The organism is Centipeda felix (assembly GCF_900186465.1).
Classification (GTDB): domain Bacteria; phylum Bacillota; class Negativicutes; order Selenomonadales; family Selenomonadaceae; genus Centipeda; species Centipeda felix.
Genome location: NZ_LT891956.1, coordinates 48,564 through 74,183, shown reverse-complemented (window position 1 = coordinate 74,183; position 25,620 = coordinate 48,564). Strand labels below are relative to the sequence as shown.

At 61.1% G+C, this 25,620-nt stretch carries 24 protein-coding genes, 2 pseudogenes and 1 riboswitch; of the genes and pseudogenes, 24 read left to right on the top strand and 2 right to left on the bottom strand.

Features of this window, described 5'->3' with window-relative positions; genetic code table 11:
- Positions 1 to 110 precede the first annotated feature (110 nt).
- Both C1713_RS01395 and C1713_RS01390 read right to left on the bottom strand, forming a co-directional pair.
- Positions 111 to 386, bottom strand: a complete 276-nt coding sequence (locus C1713_RS01395; protein ID WP_102492786.1) for a hypothetical protein — start codon at positions 384 to 386, stop codon at positions 111 to 113.
- A 24-nt stretch (positions 387 to 410) separates the two neighbouring features.
- Positions 411 to 635, bottom strand: a complete 225-nt coding sequence (locus C1713_RS01390; protein WP_050342246.1) for a hypothetical protein — start codon at positions 633 to 635, stop codon at positions 411 to 413.
- A 294-nt stretch (positions 636 to 929) separates the two neighbouring features.
- Here C1713_RS01390 and C1713_RS01380 point away from each other — a divergent pair.
- From C1713_RS01380 to C1713_RS01260, 24 genes and pseudogenes are all read left to right on the top strand, one after another.
- A pseudogene (locus tag C1713_RS01380) lies at positions 930 to 2,700 on the top strand (MutS-related protein).
- A gap of 186 nt (positions 2,701 to 2,886) precedes the next feature.
- Positions 2,887 to 3,843 carry a YybS family protein gene (locus C1713_RS01375; protein WP_170950740.1) on the top strand — a complete coding sequence of 319 codons (957 nt, stop codon included), beginning with the start codon at positions 2,887 to 2,889 and terminating at the stop codon, positions 3,841 to 3,843.
- Between the two features lie 80 nt (positions 3,844 to 3,923).
- Positions 3,924 to 5,927, top strand: coding sequence for a DHH family phosphoesterase (locus C1713_RS01370; RefSeq protein WP_102492784.1), 2,004 nt, complete (start codon positions 3,924 to 3,926; stop codon positions 5,925 to 5,927).
- Complete coding sequence (gene rplI, locus C1713_RS01365) at positions 5,905 to 6,348, top strand: 50S ribosomal protein L9 (protein ID WP_009753407.1); 444 nt, start codon at positions 5,905 to 5,907, stop codon at positions 6,346 to 6,348. Before C1713_RS01370 ends, rplI begins: the two co-directional genes overlap by 23 nt.
- A gap of 109 nt (positions 6,349 to 6,457) precedes the next feature.
- Positions 6,458 to 8,614: a S16 family serine protease gene (locus tag C1713_RS01360; protein WP_102492783.1), complete on the top strand. Its 2,157-nt coding sequence runs from the start codon at positions 6,458 to 6,460 to the stop codon at positions 8,612 to 8,614.
- Between the two features lie 42 nt (positions 8,615 to 8,656).
- Positions 8,657 to 9,976, top strand: coding sequence for a replicative DNA helicase (dnaB, locus tag C1713_RS01355; protein WP_102492782.1), 1,320 nt, complete (start codon positions 8,657 to 8,659; stop codon positions 9,974 to 9,976).
- A 307-nt stretch (positions 9,977 to 10,283) separates the two neighbouring features.
- Entirely contained in the window at positions 10,284 to 11,246 is a 963-nt protein-coding gene (gene pfkA / locus C1713_RS01345; protein ID WP_102492780.1) for a 6-phosphofructokinase, read from the top strand.
- Between the two features lie 36 nt (positions 11,247 to 11,282).
- Positions 11,283 to 12,047, top strand: coding sequence for a ParA family protein (locus C1713_RS01340; protein WP_102492779.1), 765 nt, complete (start codon positions 11,283 to 11,285; stop codon positions 12,045 to 12,047).
- Entirely contained in the window at positions 12,034 to 13,032 is a 999-nt protein-coding gene (locus C1713_RS01335) for a ParB/RepB/Spo0J family partition protein (protein ID WP_061945374.1), read from the top strand. Before C1713_RS01340 ends, C1713_RS01335 begins: the two co-directional genes overlap by 14 nt.
- A gap of 84 nt (positions 13,033 to 13,116) precedes the next feature.
- Positions 13,117 to 13,638, top strand: a complete 522-nt coding sequence (locus C1713_RS01330) for a DUF4446 family protein (protein ID WP_102492778.1) — start codon at positions 13,117 to 13,119, stop codon at positions 13,636 to 13,638.
- A 98-nt stretch (positions 13,639 to 13,736) separates the two neighbouring features.
- Entirely contained in the window at positions 13,737 to 14,660 is a 924-nt protein-coding gene (locus C1713_RS01325) for a M23 family metallopeptidase (RefSeq protein WP_102492777.1), read from the top strand.
- A gap of 14 nt (positions 14,661 to 14,674) precedes the next feature.
- Entirely contained in the window at positions 14,675 to 15,670 is a 996-nt protein-coding gene (locus C1713_RS01320) for a cell division protein (RefSeq protein WP_102492776.1), read from the top strand.
- A 303-nt stretch (positions 15,671 to 15,973) separates the two neighbouring features.
- Positions 15,974 to 16,116: riboswitch (molybdenum cofactor riboswitch) on the top strand.
- Positions 16,117 to 16,450: 334 nt separating this feature from the next.
- Positions 16,451 to 17,539 carry a hydrogenase small subunit gene (locus C1713_RS01315; RefSeq protein ID WP_039981204.1) on the top strand — a complete coding sequence of 363 codons (1,089 nt, stop codon included), beginning with the start codon at positions 16,451 to 16,453 and terminating at the stop codon, positions 17,537 to 17,539.
- Entirely contained in the window at positions 17,536 to 19,449 is a 1,914-nt protein-coding gene (locus tag C1713_RS01310) for a nickel-dependent hydrogenase large subunit (RefSeq protein ID WP_006690835.1), read from the top strand. The genes C1713_RS01315 and C1713_RS01310 overlap by 4 nt, the downstream gene beginning before the upstream one ends.
- A gap of 13 nt (positions 19,450 to 19,462) precedes the next feature.
- The gene (gene cybH, locus C1713_RS01305) at positions 19,463 to 20,146 is read left to right on the top strand and encodes a Ni/Fe-hydrogenase, b-type cytochrome subunit (RefSeq protein ID WP_006690836.1); all 684 of its coding nucleotides are present in this window, start codon (positions 19,463 to 19,465) and stop codon (positions 20,144 to 20,146) included.
- Between the two features lie 248 nt (positions 20,147 to 20,394).
- Positions 20,395 to 20,637, top strand: coding sequence for a heavy-metal-associated domain-containing protein (locus C1713_RS01300; RefSeq protein ID WP_006690837.1), 243 nt, complete (start codon positions 20,395 to 20,397; stop codon positions 20,635 to 20,637).
- A gap of 1 nt (position 20,638) precedes the next feature.
- The gene (locus C1713_RS01295; protein WP_050342273.1) at positions 20,639 to 20,977 is read left to right on the top strand and encodes a hydrogenase maturation nickel metallochaperone HypA/HybF; all 339 of its coding nucleotides are present in this window, start codon (positions 20,639 to 20,641) and stop codon (positions 20,975 to 20,977) included.
- A gap of 4 nt (positions 20,978 to 20,981) precedes the next feature.
- Positions 20,982 to 21,653 (top strand): hydrogenase nickel incorporation protein HypB, encoded by a 672-nt coding sequence (hypB, locus tag C1713_RS01290; RefSeq protein ID WP_102492775.1) that lies wholly within the window; start codon positions 20,982 to 20,984, stop codon positions 21,651 to 21,653.
- Positions 21,653 to 22,171, top strand: coding sequence for a HyaD/HybD family hydrogenase maturation endopeptidase (locus C1713_RS01285; protein ID WP_102492774.1), 519 nt, complete (start codon positions 21,653 to 21,655; stop codon positions 22,169 to 22,171). The genes hypB and C1713_RS01285 overlap by 1 nt, the downstream gene beginning before the upstream one ends.
- 1 nt (position 22,172) lies before the next feature.
- Positions 22,173 to 22,887 (top strand): annotated as a pseudogene (locus C1713_RS01280) (acylphosphatase); the annotation flags it as partial.
- Positions 22,888 to 22,954: 67 nt separating this feature from the next.
- A complete protein-coding gene (locus C1713_RS01275) occupies positions 22,955 to 23,230 on the top strand; it encodes a Kae1-like domain-containing protein (protein WP_420852646.1) in 276 nt (91 codons plus the stop codon).
- A 315-nt stretch (positions 23,231 to 23,545) separates the two neighbouring features.
- Positions 23,546 to 23,809 (top strand): HypC/HybG/HupF family hydrogenase formation chaperone, encoded by a 264-nt coding sequence (locus tag C1713_RS01270; RefSeq protein WP_009753389.1) that lies wholly within the window; start codon positions 23,546 to 23,548, stop codon positions 23,807 to 23,809.
- Positions 23,806 to 24,909 (top strand): hydrogenase formation protein HypD, encoded by a 1,104-nt coding sequence (hypD, locus tag C1713_RS01265; RefSeq protein ID WP_102492773.1) that lies wholly within the window; start codon positions 23,806 to 23,808, stop codon positions 24,907 to 24,909. The genes C1713_RS01270 and hypD overlap by 4 nt, the downstream gene beginning before the upstream one ends.
- Positions 24,899 to 25,620 (top strand): AIR synthase related protein (locus tag C1713_RS01260; protein ID WP_245870893.1); only part of this gene is annotated, 722 nt, incomplete at its 3' end. The genes hypD and C1713_RS01260, both read left to right, overlap by 11 nt.

Below are 25,620 nucleotides of genomic sequence, written 5' to 3'. Positions count from 1 at the left end.
TTCGATACGGGGATAGCCCCGGTATTCGTAACCGGATTGAAGAACGCAGATTTATACCTTGACGACCGCTTGCGTAACGAGGTGTTCTGCGAGGAGCACACGAAGATGCCTTACTCCTGATAGGACTTGATGTCCTCGGGGAAGGCGTAGATCTCGCCGACGGTGTCGAGCTCGCCTGAGAGGTAGCGGTCGATGTCGTCCACGTCGATGTAGAGCTTGCAATTGATGTCGAGGTAGCCCTGCTCGCGCCCGTCGGAGAGGTCGCGGATCGCCATGAGCTTTTCGCGGAGCTTCAGGAGGTCGCTGCGCGTCGCGTGTACGTCGAGACGCAGCTGGGGGACGCCGTATTCTTTGAGGACTTCGTCCATGGTCATACGTTGTGACATAGTGTTTTCCTTTCTCTGCTTTGACTATTTGCCTTTTATCCTATCCGATGATGCTGAATTTTGGCTGAATGCTGCATCTGCACCGCTTTCCCTCTGTTTGCGCAGGGCATGGAGGGCAGTTTCGAGGGCGCGTTTTTCGCAGCGGCAGGTTTCGTAGTCGAGGTCACCCGATGCGCGGAGCATCCGTGCGTCGAGGGTGCGGATGTCCGCCTCGATGCGCCGTATGGCGTCCGATGGGTCCTGTACCATGCACATCCCTCCTTTGATAAGTATTCTAACAGTTTTGGCAGAAACTGTCTACATTCCTATTATCGTTATGATATAATATGACTGTTAAGGAAGCACTGATAAATTCGGTACAACCATCTTGACGCATCTTTTTTGCCCGCACTTCGGCGGAAAATCCTCCACAGAGCACCACTCTGCGTCCGGTTTTCCACCTCGTTCGGACGAAAAAATCTACGCCAATCTGGCAGACCTCATTTTATCAGTGTTTCCTTATGAATGTTGCCCAGAATTGTGGATTCCCTTAAGGAGTTCCTTATGAAGAAGGACTTTTATGAAAATGTACGCGAGCATGCTCTCGCCCATGCGCATACGCAGGATACGTGGCGGACGCGGTTCATTCTCGCGCGCACGGCGGTGTTTCCGCTGATGCTTGTCGCCCTCGTTCACGGCTATGACCGCGGCTCGGTGGAGGAGCTGATGCTCGGCGGGTTTTTCCTGCTGCTCTTTGCGGTGCTCGTGCTGCGGCATCGGCGGCTTGAGCGGCGCCGCATCTTTACGCAGGCGTATCTCGGCGTGGTGGGGGAGTATCTCGCGCGCTTTGATGGGAGCTGGAAGAAGTCGCCCGTGGACGGCGCTGCCTATCTGCGCGAGAAATGTCCGCCCGATCGGGATCTGCACATTTTCGGCGCGGCGTCGCTCTATCAGTATCTTTGCGCAGCGCATACGCGCATGGGGCGTGACCGTCTCGCCGCTGCGCTCTCGGCGACGCCGCAGGATGCGGCGGCGGCAGGCGGCGGTGACGGAGCTGCTCGCCCATCCGCTCCTCGCTCTGGAGCTGGAGGCGCGCGGTGCACTCCTGCCCGATGCGCATGATACGCGTGTGCTTGCCAAGGAGCTCGCGCAGCCGCTCAAGGGGTCGCTGAAGCTCATTTCCTGCATCGGCATCGTTCTTGCCAATGCCTGCGTCTGGTCGCTGTTTTGGGCGATTTTCTTTGGCGGCAGCTGGGCGATTCCGATTGCGCTCTTTACGTTCAATCTCACGATGGCGATGGCTTTTTTCTCGCGGACGCAGCGCGAGCTCGCACCGCTCGGCCACATGGCGAGTGCGCTGCGGCTCTATGGGCGGATCTTTCGTGCGCTCGAGCGCGCCCCGCTGCGCAGTGCTGCGTTCCACGCGATTCTGTCGCCGCTCTTTGCGCCCGTGCGCGCGACCATCGGGCTGAGCCGCCTGACGATTCTCGCCGACTGCGCGGCGATGCGGCGCAATTTCTTTTTCTTTATTCTGGCAAATGGGATTCTGCTCTGGGATTTTCACTGCATGGCGTATTTTTCCCACTGGCGCAAGGGCTACGGTGCGGCGGCTGCCGACTGGCTGAAGGTGTGGGCGGAGACGGAGGTGCTGCTCTCGCTCGCACGCGTCGGGCATACGCGCGAGGTGCACGCGTTTCCGCGCTTTGCGGAGGAGGGCGCGCCGCAGCTCATGGCGGAGGACGCGACGCTGCTGCTCCTGACGGAGGAGACGGCGACGCCGAACGACGCGCAGCTCACGGCGGGGACGCTCGTCATCACGGGGTCGAATATGTCCGGCAAGACGACCTATATGCGCTGCCTCGGCGCGAATGCTGTCCTCGCGTATGCGGGTGCGCCGGTATGTGCGCGCTCCTTTACGCTCACGCCGATGGCGGTCTATACGTCGATTCAGATCAGCGACGATCTCGCGGGCGGGATTTCGACGTTCTATGCGGAGCTGCTGCGCATCAAGAAGATGATGGTCTACAGCAAGCGCGGCAAGCCGATGCTGATCTTGATTGATGAGATTTTCCGCGGGACGAACTCTGCCGACCGCATTGTCGGTGCGCGCGAGGCGATCCGTCGCCTGACACTGCCGCACGCGATTACGGTGGTGACGACGCACGACTTTGAGCTCTGCGATCTCGGGCGCGAGGGCATCCCCGTGACGAATGCGCATTTTGAGGAGCACTACGAGGGGGATAAGATCCTCTTTGACTTCAAAATGCGCGCGGGGCGCTGCCACACGACGAACGCGCAGTATCTCCTGCGCATGGCGGGCATTATGGGGGAGTGAGGCGAAGATTTCCCTTGGCTTTGCGGACACGGTGACAGCGCGGCGGAAATCTGTTATAATGGGGAATACTTTCCTGCGATAAGAGAATAAAGGAATCGCTGATAAAACAGCCCTCGGATTGGCGCTGCATTTATCCGTGCTTCCTGAATGGCAGTGCGGGGGATCCCTCCGCTGAAAGGATACAGAATGAACGAGCATGCTGCACGCCCCACTGCCACGGCAGGGGTCATGACTGCCGCCGCCGTGGTCTATGCGCTCGCGGCGATCTATCTGCCCATGTTGACCATGATGATGGGAATGCTCTGGCCCGTGTTTATCGCGCTCGTGACGGTGCGCGCGGGGGGGCGGTTCGGCGCGCTCGCGGCAGTGGCGGCACTCCTCCTCACGATGCTCTTTGCCACCCCCGTGGCGGGGGCGACGTTTGTCCTCTCCTTTGCGCCGACAGGGCTTGCCCTCGGGCTGCTCCTGCGCCGTCAGGGCAGCACCCTGCGTGCACTCGTGGGCGGCACGCTCGCCTCGCTCCTCGGAAAGGCGGCGGCAGGCCTGCTCATCCTCCTGCTCTTCGGCATCAATCCGTTTGCGATGGATCCTGCCGTCATGCAGCAGGCGATGGATGAGACGCTCGGGATCTACCGCTCGCTCGGCATGACCGAGGTACAGATCGAGGAGACGCGCGCGGCGGCGAGCGAGGTGCTGGAGCTCTTTCTCCTGATGCTGCCTGCGCTCTTCGTGGGCAGTGCGCTGATCGAGGTGGGCGTCTGCTATGCTGTCATGCGCAAGGTGCTGCGCCGCATGGGTGTCGCCGTTACGGCGCTTCCGCCGTTTGCCGCGTGGCATCTGCCCGTCGTGTTCCCCTATCTCTTTGCCTTCTCTCTGATCGGTATCTACTGGGGCTCGACGCGCGAGATCGTGCTGCTCTATCAGGTGGCGCTCAACGGCTATGTGATTGCGTTTCTCGCAGGGCTCGTGCAGGGCCTTGCACTCCTGCATTTCTTGCTCCTGCGCTTCCGTGTCTCGCCCTTTGTGCGTGCGCTCATCTACGTGTTCATTCTCGTCAACGGCGTGATGACACAGATCATCTCGTGGACGGGGCTTTTCGATATGGTCTACGACTATCGCCGACGCATTCGTGAACAGCAATAATACTAATGGCTTATATATACTGTATATGCGATGAAAATACATATTCGATATAGATAAAATAACGTAAAGAAGGTGGTACTATGCCGCGGAACTTATCCGCGTGGGTCGATCTGACGATCCATCTGATCGTCATGCTTGCGCTTGCGCTCGTGACGTTCTGCTACAGCACGTTTGTCGGTGCGGCGGCCCTCCTCCTATGGGCGGTGCTGGCCGCGTTTGCGTGGGAACGATGTCGTGACAGGGAGCGGCGATTTGAACGCTACTGCATGGGCATCATCCGTAATGTGAACGACGTTATGAACTACGCCGTGGATCGTCTCCCGCAGGCGATCCTCCTCGTCAATCAGGAGGGGCATCTGGAGTGGTGCAATCACCAGCTCGGTGATGCGCTTGGCGAGATGCCCGAGCCCGGTACGGCGGTCGCGGATTTCTGGCCGCATTTTAACCTTGAGTCCATCTGGGGGACGGAGGGAGAGCACCGCTTCTCCCACGCGGGACACTCCTATCGCGTCTATCACCGCATGATCGCGGAATCGTACCATAGTGAGCCGCTGATTGCGCTCTACGTCGAGGACGAGACGGAGTATGCGGCGCTCGAGAAGCGCTACTACGGGAGCCGTACCGCCCTCCTCTACATCCAGATCGACAACTATGATGAGATCATGCAGGGACAGAGCGAGACGGAAAAGTCCATGCTCCTCCTCGCCGTCCGCGAAAAGATCGATGGCTGGGTCGGCGGGCTCGGTGGCTTCCTGCGCAGCATCTCCGACGGTGAGTACGTGGCGCTGCTGGACCGCAGGTCACTCGACCACGCCATCGCGGAGAAGTTCGACATCCTCGATCAGGTACGCAAGATCATCAACACGAAGGGCATGCCTGTGACGCTCTCCATCGGCCTTTCCCTCGCCGCCGAGCAGACCCTGCGCGAGCTCGGTGAGGAAGCGGAGGCAAAGCTCGACCTTGCCCTCGGGCGTGGCGGCGATCAGGTGGCGCTCGACATCAGTGGCAAGACGCAGTTCTTCGGCGGCAAGGCAAAGGCAGTCGAGAAGCATACGCGCGTCAAGGCACGCGTCGTGGCGCACGCACTGCGCGATATTATGGAGAACTCGGACGAGGTGTACGTCATGGGACACCACAACGAGGACTACGATGCGTTCGGTGCGGCGATGGGCGTCGCGTGCATGGCACGCTCTCTCGGGAAGAAGGTACACATCGTCCTCAGCGAGATGAATGAGGGCATTGACCGCATCGTGGATCTCGTGCGCAAGGATGAGGCCTACGAGGGACTCTTCCTCCGTCCCGGCGATATCACGGAGCCGCCGTCACTGTCCTCCCTGCTCGTCGTGGTGGACGCGCATATCCCGCATATCCTCGCCGACCCTGCCCTGCTCGAACGCATTCCGAAGGTCGTCGTCATCGACCATCACCGCCGCAGCGAGCATTTCGTCAAGAACCCGCTGCTCGTCTACATCGAGACGGCGTCCAGCTCGGCGAGCGAGCTCGTGACGGAGCTGCTCATGTACTTCGGCGACAACGTCCGCCCGACGCGCCTCGATGCAACGGCGCTCTACTCGGGTGTCGTGGTGGATACGAAGAATTTCAGCGTCGGTGCGGGCGTGCGCACCTTTGATGCGGCGGCATACCTGCGTCGCGCCGGCGCGGATCCCGTACTCGTCCGCACGCTCTTCCAGAGCGACTACGAGACGACGGTATCGCTCGCACGGGCGAAGGCAAACGCTGTCTACTACCCGGGCGGGCTGATCGTGGGGAGCCTCCCCGATCTCCTGCCAAACGGGCAGATCATCGCCGCACAGGCGGCGGACGGCATGCTCCGCGTCGATGGCGTGCGCATGAGCATCTATGTGTTCCCGCTCGCGAGCGACGTGGTGGGCATCAGTGCACGCTCGTCGGGAGAGATGAATGTGCAGGTCATCATGGAGGCGTTCGGCGGCGGCGGACACGCCAATGTCGCAGGCGCGCAGGTCAAGGGCGTCCCGCTGGATGAGGTGCGCGCACAGGTGGTAGAAAAAGCAAAGGCATATATAGAGGAGAGTGACCAACGTGAAAGTCATACTGCAGGCTGATGTAAAGAATATCGGAAAAAAGGGCGAGATCGTGGAGGTGGCGGACGGCTACGGCCGTAATTTCCTCCTGCCGAGGAAGCTTGCGCTGCCCGCAAACACGTCGAACGTGAACGTGGCAAAGGCACAGGCGGGTGCAAAGGCGCGCAAGAACGCAATGGAGGTCGATGAGGCAAAGCTCATGGCCGCACAGCTCGAAAAGGTTACGGTGGAGATCCCCGTACGCATCGGCGAGAACGGACGGCTCTTTGGTGCTGTGACGGGCAAGGATGTCGCGGAGGCGCTGAAGAAGCAGAACATCGACGTGGATCGCCGCAAGATCTCGATCAATGGAGAGGTGACGGGCGAGGGGATCTATGAGGCCGTCGTCAAGGTGCATCCGAACATTGCCACCACGATCAAGATTCACGTGCGCAAAGAGTAATCGCTGCGTGCTCTGCGCAAATATTGATGAACGATGCACTCATATTGATTGAATACAATACAGCGGGCTGATGAGCATGTCTCATCAGCCCTTCTCAAAAGGGAGGACTATGTCTTTTTTTAAGGATTTATTCGGCGGCAAGGACGCGGGGAAGGAGCATCCGAAGCTCTCACGGGACGCGCAGATCGACGAGGAGATCGCGACGATCTTTCGCATGCTCGCCGATACAATGGGAACGGAGCGCCTAGTCATCCAAGCGGGCAAGATGAATGCAATGGCACTCATGCGCTCGGAGGATCGCCGTGAGCGCGTCCTCGCACTCATGCGCATTCTTGAGGAGGATCCGCTGCTCTCTCCCCCGCCCGCGGAGACAGAGCTGCCCGAGATCCTTTCGCGCATGACGGAGCAGGTCGCGGGCATCCTCGCACGGCGCGATCTGGAGGATCGCATCGAGCGCAAGGTGAATGAAAAGCTCGAAAAGGATCATGAGGAGTATGTGGACGACATCCGCCGTCAGGTAATCTCGGAGGAGAGCCCCGGCGCAGAGTCTCCGCATGACAAGAAAAAGCGTGAGGCACTTGAGGCGCTGGAAAAGGTGCATCTCACACAGTCGGTGATGGAGCTCCTGCGCCCAAAGACGTTCGATGAGATCGTCGGGCAGGAGCGTGCCGTGCGCTCCCTTATGGCAAAGCTCTCCTCACCCTACCCCCAGCATCTCCTGCTCTACGGACCGCCCGGCGTCGGCAAGACGACAGCGGCACGCCTTGTTCTCGAGGCGGCGAAGAAACGTGCGGTATCGCCTTTTGCAGAGACTGCGCCCTTTGTTGAGACAGACGGCACAACGCTGCGTTGGGACCCGCGCGACATGACGAATCCTCTGCTCGGCTCGGTGCATGACCCCATCTACCAGGGCGCGCAGAAGAACCTTGCCGACAGTGGCGTTCCCGAGCCAAAACCAGGGCTGGTGACCGATGCACACGGTGGTATCCTCTTTATCGACGAGATCGGTGAGATGGATGAGATGCTCCAGAACAAGCTGCTCAAGGTACTCGAGGACAAACGCGCCTACTTTGAATCGGCATACTACGACCCCGATGACAAGCGTGTCCCTCCGTACATCCGCAAACTTTTTGAGGAGGGCGCGCCGGCAGACTTCGTACTTATTGGGGCAACGACACGCGAGCCGGATCACATCAACCCTGCCTTGCGCTCGCGCTGTGCGGAGATCTACTTTGAGCCGCTGACACCGGCGCATATCCGCACGATTGTAGAGAATGCGGCGCAGCGCCTCCACGTCGCGCTCGCCCCCCGCACAGCGGAGCTCATCAGCACATACACGATTGAGGGGCGCAAGGCGATTAACATCCTCGCCGATGCCTATAGCCTCGCACTGAACCGCATGGATGACGCAGAGGTGGAGCGCATTGTTTCACGTGAAACAATCGAGCCAACATCCTCTGTGGAACAACATGAGACGCAGGAAGATGCGAATGTAGATGTTTCACGTGAAACATCCATCGCGGAAGAAAAAGAACTCCTCGGCATGGAGCCTTCCTCCACACAAGACGATGGGAAGAAAGTGGAAAATGTTTCACGTGAAACAGATCCTCCGTGTATCCCTGTGACAAAGGAAGACATCTACGAGGTCGTTCAGGTGAGCCGCCTCTATCCCTTTGGGAAAAAGAAGGCCTCGAATACACCTGCCGTGGGTAGGGTGTTCGGCCTCGGTGTGGCGGGCTTCCTCGGCTCGATCATCGAGATTGAGGCCGTCGCTTTCCCTGCGGCAGAAAAGGGGAAAGGAACTGTGCGCTTCAACGAGACAGCAGGCAGCATGGCAAAGGACTCTGTGTTCAATGCGGCGTCAGTCATGCGTCGCCTGACGGGACGTGACCTACATGACTATGACCTCCACGTCAACATCATTGGCGGCGGCAATATCGACGGTCCGAGTGCGGGCGCGGCCATCCTGACGGCGATTGTCAGTGCTGTGACCGGTGCGGCAGTCCGGCAGAATGTGGCAGTCACGGGGGAAATCTCTCTGCAGGGGGAGATCCGCCCGGTGGGCGGCGTCTTTGAAAAGGCATACGGCGCACGACAGGCGGGGATCTCAACTCTCATCATCCCATGGGAGAACAAGAAGGACATCCCCGAGGATCATCTGAGGCTGAAGATCTACCGCCTCAAGAGTGCTGAGGAAGCCTTTGGCGTGCTGTTCGCCGATGAGAAGTGGAAAGAGAATGCAGAGCATGACGGAGGGTCGCGTTGAATCCCTCCCTCATGTGGATGATGATACGAAAAGGAGTATAATATGCCGGAAGGACGTGTGCCGCCGCAGAGCATCGAGGCGGAACTTTCGGTGCTCGGCTCGATGATGCTGAAACCTGCGGCGGTGTCGCAGGCTGTGGAGCTGCTCCATGCAGAGGACTTCTATCGTCAGGCACATCGTGCCGTCTTTGAGGCGATGGAGCTGCTTCTGCGCAACGGTGAGCCTATAGATATCGTGACCGTGACCGAGTCGCTGAAAAAGTCGGGACTGCTCGAACAGGTGGGAGGAATCTCGTTCCTCGCCAATCTGACGAACACCGTGCCGAGCACGGCGAACCTCGCACACTATGCAAAGATCGTCAAGGAGAAGGCTGTCCTGCGCGCACTGATTGACGCGAGCACGGAGATTGCGGGGGCAGCGTATGAGGCGAGCGAGGATATCGCCGAGCAGCTCGACGATGCAGAGCGCAAGATCCTTGCGATCGCAGGAGGACAGACGACGGGGGCGTTTATCTCTGCGAAGGAGGTCGTCTTTGACGCCGTGGATCGCGTAAGTGAACTCGCCAAGGCAAAGGGGGGTATCACGGGGCTCTCGACGGGGCTCGCAACACTCGACAGTGTGACGCGCGGTCTCCAACCCTCAGATCTCATCATCGTTGCGGCACGCCCTGCCATGGGTAAGACGGCGTTCGTCCTGAATGTCGCCACGCACGTCGCCCTGCAGGGTGGGACCGTCGCTTTCTTCTCTCTGGAGATGCCGCGCGAGCAGCTGATGCATCGTATCTTCTGCGCTGAGGGACAGATCGACGCGACGCGCCTTGCCCGCGGCGAGCTCGATGATGAGGAGTGGGAGCGGCTTGTCAAGGTCGCTGACCGCATCATGAAGACAAAACTCTACTTCGATGATACGAGCAGTACGACAGTGCTCGATATCCGCACGCGTGCCCGCCGCCTCAAGGCGGAACATGGACTCGATCTCATCGCCATCGACTACCTTCAGCTCATCCAGGCGCCGGGGCGCGCGGAGAACCGCACCCTCGCTGTGGCAGAGATGACGCGCTCACTGAAGGTGCTTGCCCGTGAGTTGAACGTCCCCATCATCGTTCTCTCGCAGCTCTCCCGCGCGACCGAGGGGCGCTCGGACAAACGCCCCATGCTCTCCGATCTGCGCGAGTCTGGCTCGATCGAGCAGGATGCGGACATTGTCATGTTCCTGTATCGCGAGGATTATTACAATCAGGATACAGAGAATGCAAACATCACGGAACTGAGCATTGCCAAGCACCGCAACGGAGCGACGGATACCGTGCGCATGTATTTTCAGAAGGAATACACGCGCTTCCGCGATCTCGCGCATGAGTAGATTGTTTCACGTGAAACATTTTTCTCATTCCCCTCAAAAAAAGAGGGGATTTTTTTTGCCGTTTGTGCTATGATAAAAGGGTAGAAAAAGCTAAGGAAGCACTGATAAATTCAGCACTACCATCTTGACGCATCTTTTTCGCCCGCACTTCGGCGGAAAATCCTCCACATAGCTTTTGCTATGCGTCCGGTTTTCCACCTTGTTCGGACAAAAAATCTACGCCAATCTGGCAGACTTTATTTTATCAGCGATTCCCTAAGACCGCGCACTGAGCGTATGGAAATGATGGGCAGGGGGAGGATGCGTTGTGTTAAAGAGTATTGCAGTCATGACGAGCGGGGGAGACAGCCCCGGAATGAACGCGGCGGCGCGTGCCGTTGCGCGCACAGCCCTCTATGAAGGCGTCCGTGTGTGGGGCATCAACGATGGCTATCAGGGACTCCTCGATGAGGATATGTGGGAGCTTGAGTCCAAGGATGTGGGCGACATCATCCAGCGCGGCGGCACCTTCCTCGGGACGGCGCGCTGCAAGGAGTGGACGACGCCCGAGGGACGCCGCCGCGGACATGAGAACCTCATCGAGCGCGGCATCGAGGGGCTCTGCGTGATCGGCGGCGACGGTTCGCTGCGCGGCGCACAGCTGCTCGCCGAGGAGTTCGGCTTCCCCATCGTCGGCCTGCCGGGCACGATTGACAACGATGTCTGGGGCATGGACTATACGATCGGCTGCGACACGGCGGCGAATACGATCATCGACGCGATCAACAAGCTGCGCGACACAGCATCGGCGCATCGGCGCATCATCGTGCTCGAGGTCATGGGACGCGGTTCGGGCTGGCTCGCTCTCGTCTCGGGCATCTCGGGCGGTGCGGAGTACATCCTCGTCCCCGAGGAGAAATTTGACCTCGCGGAGATCGTCAACGACCTCACCAACGCATACGAGCACGGCAAACGCTACATCCTCATCGTCGTCGCCGAGGGCGCGGCCAAGGGGCAGGACGTCTGCGACTACATCGCAAAGCATACGGACATCGAGACGCGCGTCTCGGTGCTCGGCCATATCCAGCGCGGCGGCTCGCCGACAGTTATCGACCGCGTACGCGCCAGCCAGCTCGGCGAGCAGGCTGCACTCGCACTCATCTCGGGGCTCTCGGGCATTGTGTTCGGCTACCACAAGGGACACGTCGTCTCCGTCAACCTCTACGACGCCGTCAACAACAAGAAAAAACTCGATCCCGAGTACCTGCACCTCGCAAAGGTACTTTTCTAGAACATCCACCACAGCACCCGTAGAAAGGATGATCCCGTGGCAAAGATCATTGCGGTTGCCAGTCAAAAGGGCGGCGTCGGCAAAACGACGACGGCAGTCAATCTCGCCGCCGCCGTCGCGCGTGCGAAACGGCGCGTTCTGCTCATCGACATCGACCCGCAGGGAAATGCGACCAGTGCCTTTGGCATCGACAAGAGCACCCTCCCCGCGACGACCTATCGCGTCCTGATCGACGGAAAGCACATGCGCGAGGTCATCATCGAGTCGGACTACCTCGTCGACGTCGTTCCCGCCAATGTGGAGCTTGCGGGCGCCGAGGTGGAACTGGCGTCGCTGGAACATCGTGAGACACGCCTGCACAAGGCGATCGCCGAGGTGCTGACCGACTACGACTACATCTTTATCGACTGCCCGCCCTCCCTCGGCTTTCTGACATTGAATGCACTGACGGCGGCACACGCCGTCCTCATCCCCATCCAGTGTGAGTTCTTTGCCCTCGAGGGCGTGGCACAGCTGATGAAAACCATCAGCCTTGTCAAGGAGCGCGCCAATCCGAAACTGCGTGTCCAGGGCATCGTGATGACGATGTACGACTCGCGGACGCGCATCGCGGGGCAGGTCGTCGACGAGGTGCGCGACGTCTTTGGCGACGCGCTCTATCAGACGATGATTCCGCGCAACGTCCGACTCTCGGAGGCACCCTCCTTCGGGCAGCCGATCACCTCGTACGACATCACATCGCGCGGGGCGGAGATGTATATTGCACTCGCAAGGGAGGTCATACGGCGTGAAGAAGGCTAAAACAGGCGGCCTCGGGCGTGGGCTCGGCGCACTCGGACTCGGAAAAGACGCGCTCACCCTGCCGACCGACCCGCCGCCGGAGGAAAAGACAGAAACCGCTGCAGCCTCCGCGGGCGTCCCGGCGGAGCTCTCCATTGACGTGATCCAGCCCAACCGCTTTCAGCCGCGCCGCGAGTTCGACGAGGCGGCACTCGAGGAGCTGCGCGAGTCCATTGCACAGCACGGCATCCTCCAGCCCGTCACCGTCCGCGACATTGGCGCGGGCAAGTACGAGCTCATCGCGGGCGAGCGGCGTCTGCGCGCCGCCAAGATGGCAGGGCTTACGACCGTTCCTGCATTTTTCCGCACGGCGAACGACGCGGAGATGGCAGAGATGGCACTCATCGAGAACCTCCAGCGTGAGGATCTCAACCCAATCGAGGAGGCACACGCCTATCAGCGGCTCCTCACCGAGTTCAAACTCTCACAGGAACAGCTCGCGCGCCGCGTCGCACGCAGCCGCTCGGCAATCGCGAACAGCGTCCGCCTCCTGCGCCTCGCGAAAGAGGTGCAGGCATTCATCGCGAACGGCGTTCTCACCATGGGGCAGGCACGTCCGCTCCTCGCGCTCGAGACCGCCGCGCTGCAGCGTGAGGCGGCAGAGTACATCCAGGAGCACGAGCTCTCGGCGCGCGGCGTCGAGGCGCTCGTCAAACGCCTGGCGAAGGATCCGAACGCACTGAAAAAATCAGCGCCGCCAAAGCCAGAGAAAAAGCCAGACCTCTTCGTCCGTGAGGCAGAGGAGCGCCTGACGCGCAGCCTCGGCACGAAGGTACGCATCCAGACGGGACGCGAGGAGGGGAAGGGGCGGCTCGAAATCAGCTACTTCTCCGCCGAGGATCTGGAGCGACTGCTGTCGCTCCTGACCGTATCGGCAGACGGCGTGGCAAAAGAGGACAAGCGTGCGGCACTGCGCGCATTCTCCACGCAGAAATTCACCGTATAGGATGTGCGGCGTGCCGTCTGCCGCCCTCTGGGGCACATCCGCCTCCGCCCCATGGGGGACGGAGGAAAGAAGGGAAGAGAGAACTTGTTTTTTAGTAATCTAGTGAAGTCGATCGAAGCACATGATGCAGCCCTCCTGCTCACCGCGCTGCTCCTGATCTTCGTCCTGCTCATCCTCGTCATCTACGTCATGGTACGGCTCTCGACGATGAGCAGCCGCTACCGCGCGATGATGCGCGGCTCGAGCAAGGACGATCTCGAGGGGATGCTGATCCAGCACGTGCGCACGGTGGAGGAGGTCGCGGCAACGAACGCACGCATCCTCGAGGAGAACGAACTAATCCGACAGTTCATCCGCCAGTCGCTCGTGCGCGTTGCCTCCGTACGGTTCCGTGCCTTCGAGGACATGGGCGGCGATCTCAGCTATGCGGTTGCTCTGCTCGATGCAAACAACGACGGCGTCATTTTTTCCAGTATCTTTGCCCGTGAGGACTCACGCAGCTACATTAAGCCAATTAAGAACGGATCGTCGGAGTATCCGCTGAGCGACGAGGAAAAGGACGTACTGAAGGAAGCCATGGCAAAACCGCTGCCGATTCGCTACTGAGGAAATATATTCTTGCAGAACCTGCTGTGTCACAGCAGGTTTTCATGTTCTTTGGCTAGGATAAGGATGTGACTGTGATAGGGGAAGAGGTACATACATTGAACGAAGAACAAGATGCGCGCTATAAACTCCAGCTGGTTGATCGTGTGACCGATACGACACGCACGGTACGGCTCTCACGGAGAGGACTGCGCCTGCTTGCCGTGGGGGCAGGAGCCGTTGTCGGGATCGTTGCCGCCGCTTCCATTTTCTCCATCTACACCCTTACGCATTCCTATCTGCATGAGGCAGAAGCTGCACAGCTGCGCGAGGCGAACCGCATCCAGCAGGAGCAGATCCGCCAGATCGCGAAAAAGGCCTCCGCGCTTGGGCAGGAGGTCGATGCCATCCAGCGTACGGAGGACGGGCTGCGCGCACTCGTCGGCGCACCGCCGGCGGAGACGGACAGCGCGGTACAGGAAGGAGATGCCGCACCGGCACCGACGGGCGGCGCACCGCACGCACTCACGACGGATGAGGTCAGCGAGGCACTCACGATGCTAGAGGAACGCACCGCAGTGCGCCGCACCTCCATCGGACAGCTTGCCGTCATGATGCAGAAGGATGTGCCGGGGGCATCCTCCTTCCTGGGTGACGATACACCCGTCACCACCCCGACAGGCTGGCCGACGGACGGCTTCATCAGTTCAGGGTATGGACTGCGCTGGAATGGCGCAGAGTTCCATCAGGGCATCGACATCGCCGCCGAGATGGGAACACCCATCGTCGCGACGGCGGACGGCGTCGTGACCATCGCGGGCTGGAACGCGGGCGGCTATGGCAACATGGTCGACATCGATCACGGGAGCGGCGTCTCGACACGCTACGGACATGCCTCGGCGGTCGTGGTGACCGCAGGACAGCGCGTGCGGCGCGGACAGATCATCGCCTATGTCGGCTCGACGGGGCACTCCACAGGACCGCATCTGCACTACGAGGTGCGCCTCAGCGGACAGCCCGTCAACCCGGCCTCGTATTTGTAAGCAAAGGAGACACTATGCAATCCATCACCTGCCTGCTCGCCGCAGGAATCCTCCTCCTCCCCGTCAGCGGGACGGCCGCCGAGAAGGAGACGGAGATCCATGCCGTCATGGCGGCAGAGGAGTCTCATGGAGAAGCTGCCGCGTCAGAACAGCGCACCGCATCTGCCGCAAAGGATGCACAGGAGACAGTGGATACGGAAAAGACGACAGACAGGGCGCAGACCACGGCGGAGCCCGCGGCAAAGGACCGTGCGGCATCGGAACAGTGCACGCAGGAAGATGCCTTCGATGCGGAGATGGATGAGCTCGGCACAGAGAACCCTCCAGCAGAGCAGACACCGCAGACCAATGCCGCCTCGGCGAGAGATGCGGAGGCAAAGACGAAGACGAAGACGGCAGAAGAAACGGCTGATGGGGAAGGGACGGCCGAAGCCGTTCTTGTCAAAGAACCCGCGAAGGAAAAGGAGCCGGCCGCCGCAGCGACGGACGGCGCAGGGCATTCCGCCGTGTCCGCAGAGCCTGCAAAGAAGACAGATGCCGCGGATAAAAAAGCTGAGAAAAAGCATGCCGCTGCCGCTGCTGATGCAGCAAAGCGCGAGGCATACGGCAAAGAGACGGCGATCGAGCCCGTCACGCTGAAGGACGGCGACTGGGTCTTCATCGAGGGCGACGAGCGGCGCGGCTGGTTCTTTGACCGCAGCCGCATGAAGCGCAATGCCGACGGCTCCGTCTCCTACTGGCAGCTCATTCTCTACAACAACCTCGGTCGGGCGCAGTTCGCTGAGGCGATGAAGAATGCGGACTACGAGCACCTCGGCTACACCATGCAGCGGCGCGTGCTCAGCCCGAAGAAGGACGCCATCAGCACCTACGAGATCCTCGCCTACGACGGGAATAGCGCACTCATCACGGAGAGCAGCCGCGAGGGGCACCGCGCCGTGATCCGCGCAAACACCATGACAGAGAAAGAGCGCGACGCCGTACGGCAGGAACTGCGCCGAAAGAAATAACAGCGAGGGACGCATCTCCCCATGTGCATCATCACCGATGCCAGAGGGATGCGCCCCTTTTTTGATCGAATTAAGGAATCGCTGATAAAACAGTCTCTCGGTACTTCCCTAAGATGGCTGTGCCGAATTTATCAGTGCTTCCTTAACTGCAGATACAGCATCCATACACCACGAATGGATCACTCTATAACTATAATAAACAAGTATAACTCAAACATGTGATGAGAATAATTTTCGCATATTGACAGGCTGTTTTCACTCTGTTAAACTGTTATTAATTACATAGGTATAGAGGTACATTGTACCTCTCGGTTTCCGAGCAAAAGCATCTAAGGGCGATGCCTATGATGCTGCGCCTGCGCCGCAGGGAGTGATCCCTGCAGTGCACAGGGGTTCGGCAGAAATGCCGGAGCCTCCCTTCCGAACGCGGTTTCCTGCAGAAAACCACGCTCCCTTGAAAAGGAAACGACAACATTGCCGCGCAAGGGCGAGGAGGGGATATTTTGATGCAAAATATCCCTTGGATTCGTCTGCTACGAGGGACTGTTTGTCGTGCCCTCGGGTGCGTCGGACGGCTCCTCCTTTATTATTTTGTACGGAAGGGCCCTGGCTTTCGCGGGATTGGTTTTATATATCTGATGTGTGGGAAGTATTGACGCGAGTTTCTGTTGTCAATCGCCCTGTCGTTCTGCTCGCAAAGGTGTCTGTGTGCCGATCGCGGCGGGATGGATGCGGGTGTTTGGCATGACGGCAGTCTTCCATAGGGACAGGAGGCATAATGTGAACAAAAGGGAGAGCTTGTGGGAGGCATATCTCGCAAAAGGCTTCAGCCGGCGGAATTTCCTCAAGGGCTGCGTGACCCTCACGTCGCTCATGGGGCTGAGCACAGACAACCTCACGAAGGTCGTCGAGGCCGCCGAGGCGAAGCCGCTGCCGGTTGTGATCTGGCTGCACGGGCATGAGTGTACGGGCTGCGATGAGTCGTTCATCCGCTCGGGCGCACCACTCGCATCGGATCTCGTGCTGAACGAGATTGCGCTCGAATACAGCCATCTCCTCTGCGCCGGCGAGGGTGAGGCGTTCGAGGCACATCTCGAGGAGACGATCAAGAAGTATCATGGCGAGTACATCCTTGCCGTCGAGGGCGCGGTTCCCATCGGGGAGCACGCCTACACCTGCATGTCGGGCGGTCACTCCTTCGAGCATACGCTGAAGCACGCCGCGGAGGGAGCAAAGGCGGTCATCGCCTACGGCACGTGCGCGACGGCGGGCGGCATCCAGGCGGCTGCACCGAATCCGACGGAGTCCAGGGGGATCCGTTCCCTCATCGGCGCGAAGCCCTATATTGCTGTGCCCGGCTGTCCGCCGATTCCCGAGGTTATGACAGGCGTCGTTATGCACGTTGCGCTCTTCGGCACACTGCCGCCGCTTGACGGCGAGGGACGTCCGCGTCAGTTCTACGGCAACCGCATTCACGACACCTGCTACCGCCGTCCGTTCTTCGACGCAGGCATGTTTGCCGAGCGCTTTGACGACGCGGGTGCAAAGGGGGGCTGGTGCCTCTACAAGCTCGGCTGCCGCGGCCCCGAGACGTACAACTCCTGCGGCAATCTGCGCTGGTATCAGGGACTCTCGTACCCCATCCAGTCGGGCGCACCCTGTATTGGCTGCAGCAACGCGAACTTCTGGGATCAGGCGCCGTTCTCGAAGCGTCTGCCGGAGTACAACGGCATCGATGTCGACATGGTCGGCGCAGGCCTTGCCGTCGCAACGGCAGTCGGTGTTGCGGCGCACGCGGGCGCGAGCCTTGTACAGAAGAGATGCCATGAGAAGCAGCTCGAAAAAGAGGGAAAGCAGGTGCATGAATGAAACACGTCGTTGTCGACCCAATCACCCGTATTGAGGGACATCTGCGCGTTGAGCTGCAGGTGGACGAGGCATCGGGCAAGGTCACCGATGCCATCTCCTCTGGCACGGCATGGCGCGGCCTTGAGCTCGTCATGAACGACCGCGATCCGCGCGATGCATGGGCATACATTCAGCGCATCTGCGGCGTCTGCACATCCTCTCATGCACTCGGCTGTCTGCGTGCCGTCGAGGACGCATTCGGCATCACGATCCCAAAGAACGCGCACTACATCCGCAACATCATTGCGGCGTGCCTCGGGCATCAGGATCACATCATCCATTTCTACCACCTCCACGCGCTCGACTGGGTCAGCCCGCTCGAGGCGCTGAAGGCGGATCCGGCGGCGACGGCGGCGCTCCAGAACACGGTGCTCCAGACCTATCGCCTCCCCTTCCGCGGGCCTGCGGCATTCGACACGGATGCCTACCCGCACGACTTCCCGATCGCATCGCCCACCTATTACGCCGCGATCAAGGCAAAGGTGCAGAAGATCGTCGACAGCGGTCAGCTCGGCATCTTCTCCGCGCAGTGGTGGGATCATCCGGACTATCAGCTCCTCCCGCCCGAGGTGCATCTCATGGCGATCTCGCACTACCTCGAGATGCTCGACAAGCAGAAGGATCTCGTCGTCCCGCACGTCGTCTTCGGCGGAAAGAACCCGCATCCGCACTATGTGCTTGGCGGCATGCCATGCTCCATCTCGATGGAGGACGGCAACGCGCCGATCAATGCAGCGCGCCTCGCGATCGTTGACCGCTCGATCAATCAGGCACGCCACATGATGAACGACTACTATCTCCCCGACGTGCTCGCCATCGGACATCTCTACGTCCAGAAGGGCTACACCTCGGGCGGCGGCCTCGCGAAAAAGCGCGTGCTCGCCTTCGGCATGTTCTCCGAGGAGCCGTTCTCGGGTGCGACGAACGGCGACTTCTTCAAGAACCTCCTCGTGCGCTGCAACGGCGTCGTCGAGGACTTTGCTTCGGGCGTCATGAATGCGAAGGTCTATGACTTTACGGAGAAGGATCTGACGGATGCCGACGGCGTCGCAGAGAGCGTCGAGCACGGCTGGTACGAGTACAAGGGCGGCGACGACAAGGCACTCCATCCGTGGGAGGGCGAGACGACCCCGCACTACACGGAGCCGAAGGAAGGCACGAAGACCGAGTGGAAGGCGCTCAACGAGCAGGGCAAGTACTCCTGGCTCAAGACGCCGAAATGGCGCGGCAAGCTCTGCGAGGTCGGCCCCCTGGCACGCTACATCGTCCTCTACACGAAGGCAAAGCAGGGCCTCCTCGGTGACCTGACGTGGGCAGAGCAGATGATCGTCGATCAGATCGATGCCGTGACGAAGGTGCTGAACGTCCCCGTCGAGGCATGGCTGCCCTCCACGGTCGGACGCACGGCGGCGCGTGCGCTCGATGCACAGCTGCAGGCGGAGATCAGCAAGTATTTCTTCGACAAGCTCGTCGCAAACATCAAGAGCGGCGATACGCGCGTGGTGAACAACGACAAGTGGGATCCCTCGACCTGGCCGAAGGAGGCAAAGGGCGTCGGTCTCTACGAGGCACCGCGCGGCGCACTCAGCCACTGGGCGGTCATCAAGGACGGCAAGATCGCGAACTATCAGGCGGTCGTCCCGACGACGTGGAATGCCTGCCCGCGCGACGATGCCGAGGGACACGGCGCATACGAGCTCGCGATGATGGATACGCCCGTCAAGGTCGCAGACAAGCCGCTCGAGATCGTCAAGGCGGTCCGCTCGTTTGACCCGTGCATGGCGTGCTCGACCCACCTCTTCAACGCGAAGGGGGAGAAGATCCGCGTTGTGACGACCGATCCATACGCGGGCGTCAGCGTCGATAAATAAGGGGGCGAACCGCATGAAACAAGAAGTACGCAAGGAGTACTATCTCTTTAGTCCCTTTCTGCGCATCTTCCATTGGCTGATGGTCATTGCGATCATCGTGCTCTTCATCACGGGCTTCCTCATCACGAAGCCACCTGCGATGCTGTATGCGGAGCCGGATGCGTCGCCGCTCCTGATGAATGTGACGCGCAACGTCCACTTCATCGCGGCGTTTGCCTTCTGCGCGGGCTTCATCGGCCGCGTTTACGGCTTTATCATCAACCGCGGCGACCGCCTTTTCCCGCATTTCTGGGAGAAGCAGTACTACACGGACACGATGGAAGTGGCGCAGCACTATATGCTGATCAAGGCGACGCACAAGCCGTTTCTGCGCAACCCGCTCGCACGCGGATCGTACGCAGGGCTCTACGTGCTCGTGGCAATCGAGGTGCTGACGGGCTTTGCCATGTACTACATGACGGAGCCGTCTGCGATCGGCGGGACGCTCTTCGGCTGGGTGAACCGCGTGCTCGGCGGCGAGATGATCTCGCACTATGTGCATCACTATGCGGCATGGGCGATCATTCTCTTTGCCATCGGCCATTTCTACATGGTCATCCGCGCTGAGTTCATGGAGGGCGAGGCAGAGGTCTCGAGCATGTTCGCAGGCTCGAAGCTCCTGCGCCATACCCCGGCGGATGTCAACGACGTGGAGTAAAGCAGTGTGCGTGCAGGCACCTCGTTGTGCAAGTAACAGGCGCCCCTTCCACCGCTTCGCGGTCCCCCTCCCCCGCTGTGACAGGGGAGGCACTCGATGAACGGTGGATTCGCCTCCCCCGTCGCTACGGGGGAGGTGGCGCGCTTGCGCGTCGGTGGGGGCGCTTTGATCAATCAGGCACCCTTGCACCGATGAGTGTTTCTGTTACGCAAGCAATATGCTTTTGTTAGGAGATAAAGGAGTTTTCTATGTGTAAAGAATGCGGCTGCGGGCTCGCAGAGAGCACGACGCATCTACAGTTTTTTGTGAAGGGCTACACCGAGGAGAATGCCGCCGCTGTGGAGAAGGCGCTCCTGGGGCTGCCCGGCGTCCTCTACGTGCACATCCACACGCACGACGGGGAGACGACCGTGGACTATGACCCGGCAAAGACGAAGATGACGGAGCTCATCAGTACCTTTGCCGCACATGGGCTTTCGGCGGAGCTCTAAGATGCACGAAATGGCGATTGCCGAGGGCATTTTGGATATTGCCCTGGACTATGCACAGAAAAATGGCGCAGCGCGCATCGAGCGCATCGGCCTCCTGCTCGGCGAATTGTCGGGCGTGGAGACCGATGCGCTTTCGCTGTGTTTTTCCTCCCTTACGGCGGACACGATCGCGGCAGATGCCGTGCTCACCTGGGAGCGCGTCCCCCTCACGGGGCGCTGTCACGACTGCGGCAGGGAGCAGCACATCCGACCGCAGGACTACCTCTGCCCCCATTGCGGCGGCGGAATGGAGATCATCGGCGGCCGCGAGATGCGCGTGGATTTTATAGAGATGGAATAGAGCGATGAAAGTAGTTGTAAAAGCAGACATTCTAGGGCGCAACGATGCGGCGGCGGCGGAGAACGCGGCGCTCTTTGCGCAGCATGGGATCTATGCGCTGAATCTGCTCGGCTCGCCGGGCGCGGGCAAGACGTCGCTGCTCGAGCAGACGCTGCAGGAGCTCGCGGGTGATCTGCGCGTGGCAGTTGTGGAGGGGGATCTCTTTACGACGAAGGATGCGGCACGCATCGAGCGCTGCGGCGCGCCTGTCGTGCAGATCAATACGAGCGGCGGCTGTCATCTCGACGCGGCGATGGTCGCGGCGGCACTCGACCGCCTCGATCTCGACGCGCTCGATCTCCTCGTGATCGAGAACGTCGGAAATCTCGTCTGCCCTGCCGAGTTCGCGCTCGGCGAGGATGAGAAGGCGGTCGTTCTGAGCATCACGGAGGGGGACGACAAGCCGCTGAAGTACCCGCTGATCTTCAAGGAGTCGGCGGCGGCTGTCCTCAGCAAGGTGGATATTCTCCCGTATACGAATTTCGATATGGCGTCGGCGCGTGCGGACATCACAGCCCTGCATCCCGGGATCGCGATCTTTCCTGTCTCCTGTCAGACGGGCGAGGGTCTCGCGGACTGGTATGCGTGGCTGCGTGCGCAGGTGGCGGCAAAGAAGGCGGGGAAGGAGGTGCGCTGATGGAGGAGTCGATTGTACCCGTTGCGCCTGTGACCGTACTCGGCATCGGCAATATCATTCTGCGCGACGAGGGGTTCGGCGTGCGCGCGATGGAGTATCTGGAGCAGCACTGGGCGTTCTCCGAGGATGAGGTGCGCCTGCTCGACGGCGGGACGCTCGGACCCGAGCTGCTGCACTTCGTCACGGGGACACAGCATCTGCTGATTCTCGACGCGGTCTCGGGTGACGGTGCTCCGGGGACGGCGTACCGCTTTGAGGATGATGCGATCATGGCGCATTTTCAGGAAAAGGTCTCATCGCACGAGATCGGCATACAGGATGTGCTCGCGTGGCTGACGGTGACGGATCGGGCGATCCCGAACGTGGTCGTGCTCGGGATGCAGCCCTACGATCTGTCGGCGGGGCTGACGATGAGCCCTGCGATGGAGGCGGCCCTGCCCGCGTTCGCGCAGCGTGCGGCCGAGGAGCTGCGCGCGTGGGGCGTTCGGCTCGCGCCGCGTGCCGTACCGTATGCCTAAGATGACGGGCGCGGCACATACCGCAGTACATACGGAGGGGGGCGCCGCCGAGCGGCGCGCCTTTCGTGTCTCGGGGATTGTGCAGGGGGTGGGCTATCGTCCCTTTGTCTATCGTCTCGCGGAGGAGTATGCACTCAGCGGCTGGGTGCTGAACGACAGCGCGGGAGTCGGCATCGAGGCGGAAGGGACGGCGGCGGCACTCGACGCCTTTGCCGTCGCTCTCGCAGACGATGCGCCGCGTGCGGCAGTGGTAACGGCGGTGACGTGGCAGGCGGTCATGCCATGCGGGGAGCGGACGTTCCGCATCCTGCCGAGCCCCGCGGGGACGCGGGCAGCGACGCTTGTATCGCCTGATCTTGCGGTCTGTGCGGACTGTCGGCGCGAGATCCTGTCGGCAGCGGATCGGCGGTATGGCTATGCCTTTACGAACTGCACGAACTGCGGCCCGCGCTACTCGATCATCCGCGGCGTTCCGTACGATCGTCCGCTGACTTCGATGGCGGTGTTTCCGATGTGTCCCGCCTGTCAGCGTGAGTACGACGATCCGCGCGACCGCCGCTTTCACGCGCAGCCGAATGCGTGCGCCGCGTGCGGCCCCGCCTATCGCCTCCTCGTCAACGGCGGGGTGCAGGCGGGCGGAGATGGGGATAAGAGAAAGGGCGCGGGCTATTCAGCAGAAAATTGGAAAAGTGGCGGGGAGGGGAAAAGGGGGGTACTTAGGGGGTGGCGGTATGTTAAAAGAAAAAAACCAACTAGCTCTGGGATGGGGCGGAGGCGCTGACCGTGGAGGAGCGTGCGGGACGCGCGCTGGACTTTCACGTGACGATGGCGGCGGCGGTCGCCGAGGTGCTTGGCATCCTTTCGGTGCGGACGGGGCTGCGCACGGTCGCCCTCGCGGGCGGCGTGTTCCAGAACGCGCTTCTCCTGGAGGAGCTTCTGCCGCGCATCGGCGGCTATCATGTGCTCCTGCCGCACCGCGTTCCGCCGAACGACGGCGGCATTGCCTACGGGCAGGCGGCTGTGGCGCTCGCGCGGATGGTTCATTCGCAGCACGCATAGCGGCAATTTGCGGCAGACCAAAGCCTCCCCTGCCGCAGCGGGGAAGTGTCATGCGCAGCGTGACGGAGGGGGCGCTTTGAACGCTATCGGTGTTCTATCGTGAGAAATGTGTATGAGCAACGAGCGCCCCTATCGCCTCACGCTGCTCGGCACTTCCCCCGTCTTGGACGGGGGAAGCTGCATGCCGTAAACCGAAAGCCTCCCCTGCCACAGCGGGGGAGGTGGCACGCGCAGCGTGACGGAGGGGGCACCTTGGACGCTTTAGATGCGATGTCCTTGTAGATAAAATTTTCATCATATAGGGAAGGAAACAACATGTGTTTAGCAGTTCCGGCGAAAGTCGTTGAAATAGAGGATCAGCTCGCCTCGGTGGAGGTGCAGGGGGTGCGCCGTGCGGCGAGCCTCATGCTCCTGCCCGAGGCGAAGGTGGGAGACTTCGTGCTCGTCCATGCGGGCTTTGCGATGCAGATCGTCGATCCCGCGGAGATGGAGCGCATTGAGGCACTGCGCGCGGAGATGAACGGTGCGCCGCGCACGGTGACGCACATCGATACGCCGCGCATGGAGCACATGGCATGACCCGCACACAGGAGATGCAGGCGGAGAGTCGGGCGATCCTCGATGAGATGCGTTGTCTGCTCGCGGGGCGGCATATCCGCATCATGGAGGTCTGCGGGACGCATACCGTCGCGATCTTTCGCGCGGGGCTGCGCCAGATCCTTCCGCCCGAGGTCGAGCTGGTCTCAGGGCCGGGCTGTCCCGTCTGCGTGACCCCCGACAGCTACATCGACGCGGCGATTGCGTATGCAGGGATGGAGGATGTCATCATCACGACGTTCGGCGATATGCTGAAAGTTCCGGGGACGCGCTCAAGTCTCGCCGAGGCGCAGGCGGCGGGGGCGGACGTGCGCATCGTCTACTCGCCGCTCGACGCGCTCCCCATTGCGGCAGAGCATCCTGAGAAAAAGGTGATCTTCCTCGCCGTCGGATTTGAAACCACTGCGCCGACGGAGGCGGCTGCGGTGCTCGCGGCAGAGCAGCAGGGGCGCAGGAACTTCTTCCTGCTCTCGGCGCAGAAACTTGTGCCGCCCGTCATGCGCGCCCTGCTCGACGGCGGTGAGACGCACGTGGACGGCTTTCTCCTGCCGGGGCACGTCGCCGTCGTGACGGGGACGGAGGCATTTTCCTTCCTCGCGGAGGACTACCATGTGCCCGGTGTGGTCGGCGGCTTTGCGCCGCTGGAGATTCTCACCGCCCTGCAGATGCTCGTCCGCCAGATCGCAGCGGGGGCGGCGCGCATCGAGAACGCCTACCCGTCCGTCGTGCAGCCTGCGGGGAATCCGGCAGCGCGCGCGGCGATGGAGCGCGTCTATGAGCCGGCGGAGACGGCATGGCGCGGACTCGGCATGATCCCAGCCTCGGGCCTTGCGATGCGCGAGGCGTACTGTGCCTATGACTTTGCCGCTGTGCGCCCGCTCACGATCGAGACGCGCATCGAGGGGCGGCGCGGCTGCCGCTGCGGCGAGGTGCTGCGCGGGGCGATCCTGCCGAAGGAATGTGCGCTCTTTGGTCGGGCATGTGTGCCGGAGCACGCTGTCGGCCCCTGCATGGTGTCGGTCGAGGGGACGTGCGCCGCGTGGTACAAGTACGGCGGAGGGAGGTTCCACTATGGAGCATGATGTGATTACCATGGCACATGGGGCGGGCGGACAGCTCTCCCATGCGCTCATGGAGGAGGTCGTTCTGCCCGCGCTCGGCAACACGCTGCTGAACGTTCTGCACGACGGTGCGGTACTGCCGCTCACGGGCCGCACGGCGTTTACGACGGACTCCTATGTTGTACAGCCGCATTTCTTCCCCGGAGGGAGCATCGGGCGGCTCGCCGTCTGCGGGACGGTCAACGATCTCTCCATGACGGGGGCGGCGCCCGCATATCTCTCGCTCGCCGTCATCCTTGAGGAGGGCTTTCCCATCGCCGCGCTGCGCCGCATCGTCGCGGACATTGCGGCGGCGGCAGAGGAGGCGGGTGTCTCCATCGTGACGGGCGATACGAAGGTCGTGCCGCGTGGCTGCGGCGATGGCATCTACATCAATACGGCAGGTGTCGGGACGATGCTCGCGGGGGCGGATATCGCGCCGACGAACATCACGGCGGGCATGGACATCATCGTCTCGGGCACGCTCGGCGACCATGCGGCGACCGTGATGGCGGCGCGCCACGGTCTCACCCTGCCGCAGAAGGGTATAAGAGACAGGCCTACGGGCAGGCGGCTGTGGGGCTCGCGCGGATGGTTCATTCGCAGCACGCATAGCGGCAATTTGCGGCAGACCAAAGCCTCCCCTGCCGCAGCGGGGAGGGGTCATGCGCGGCGTGGCGGAGGGGGCGGGTT

Excerpts from the sequence above, each read along its gene's own strand:
- C1713_RS01370 (WP_102492784.1), top strand. The coding sequence starts at position 3,924 with ATGCCGCGGAACTTATCCGCGTGGGTCGATCTGACGATCCATCTGATC.
- C1713_RS01295 (WP_050342273.1), top strand. The coding sequence starts at position 20,639 with ATGCACGAAATGGCGATTGCCGAGGGCATTTTGGATATTGCCCTGGAC.
- C1713_RS01360 (WP_102492783.1), top strand. The coding sequence starts at position 6,458 with ATGTCTTTTTTTAAGGATTTATTCGGCGGCAAGGACGCGGGGAAGGAG.
- hypD (WP_102492773.1), top strand. The coding sequence starts at position 23,806 with ATGACCCGCACACAGGAGATGCAGGCGGAGAGTCGGGCGATCCTCGAT.
- C1713_RS01285 (WP_102492774.1), top strand. The coding sequence starts at position 21,653 with ATGGAGGAGTCGATTGTACCCGTTGCGCCTGTGACCGTACTCGGCATC.
- cybH (WP_006690836.1), top strand. The coding sequence starts at position 19,463 with ATGAAACAAGAAGTACGCAAGGAGTACTATCTCTTTAGTCCCTTTCTG.
- C1713_RS01320 (WP_102492776.1), top strand. The coding sequence starts at position 14,675 with ATGCAATCCATCACCTGCCTGCTCGCCGCAGGAATCCTCCTCCTCCCC.
- C1713_RS01310 (WP_006690835.1), top strand. The coding sequence starts at position 17,536 with ATGAAACACGTCGTTGTCGACCCAATCACCCGTATTGAGGGACATCTG.
- C1713_RS01375 (WP_170950740.1), top strand. The coding sequence starts at position 2,887 with ATGAACGAGCATGCTGCACGCCCCACTGCCACGGCAGGGGTCATGACT.
- C1713_RS01300 (WP_006690837.1), top strand. The coding sequence starts at position 20,395 with ATGTGTAAAGAATGCGGCTGCGGGCTCGCAGAGAGCACGACGCATCTA.
- C1713_RS01270 (WP_009753389.1), top strand. The coding sequence starts at position 23,546 with ATGTGTTTAGCAGTTCCGGCGAAAGTCGTTGAAATAGAGGATCAGCTC.
- hypB (WP_102492775.1), top strand. The coding sequence starts at position 20,982 with ATGAAAGTAGTTGTAAAAGCAGACATTCTAGGGCGCAACGATGCGGCG.
- C1713_RS01395 (WP_102492786.1), bottom strand. The coding sequence starts at position 386 with ATGTCACAACGTATGACCATGGACGAAGTCCTCAAAGAATACGGCGTC.
- dnaB (WP_102492782.1), top strand. The coding sequence starts at position 8,657 with ATGCCGGAAGGACGTGTGCCGCCGCAGAGCATCGAGGCGGAACTTTCG.
- C1713_RS01390 (WP_050342246.1), bottom strand. The coding sequence starts at position 635 with ATGGTACAGGACCCATCGGACGCCATACGGCGCATCGAGGCGGACATC.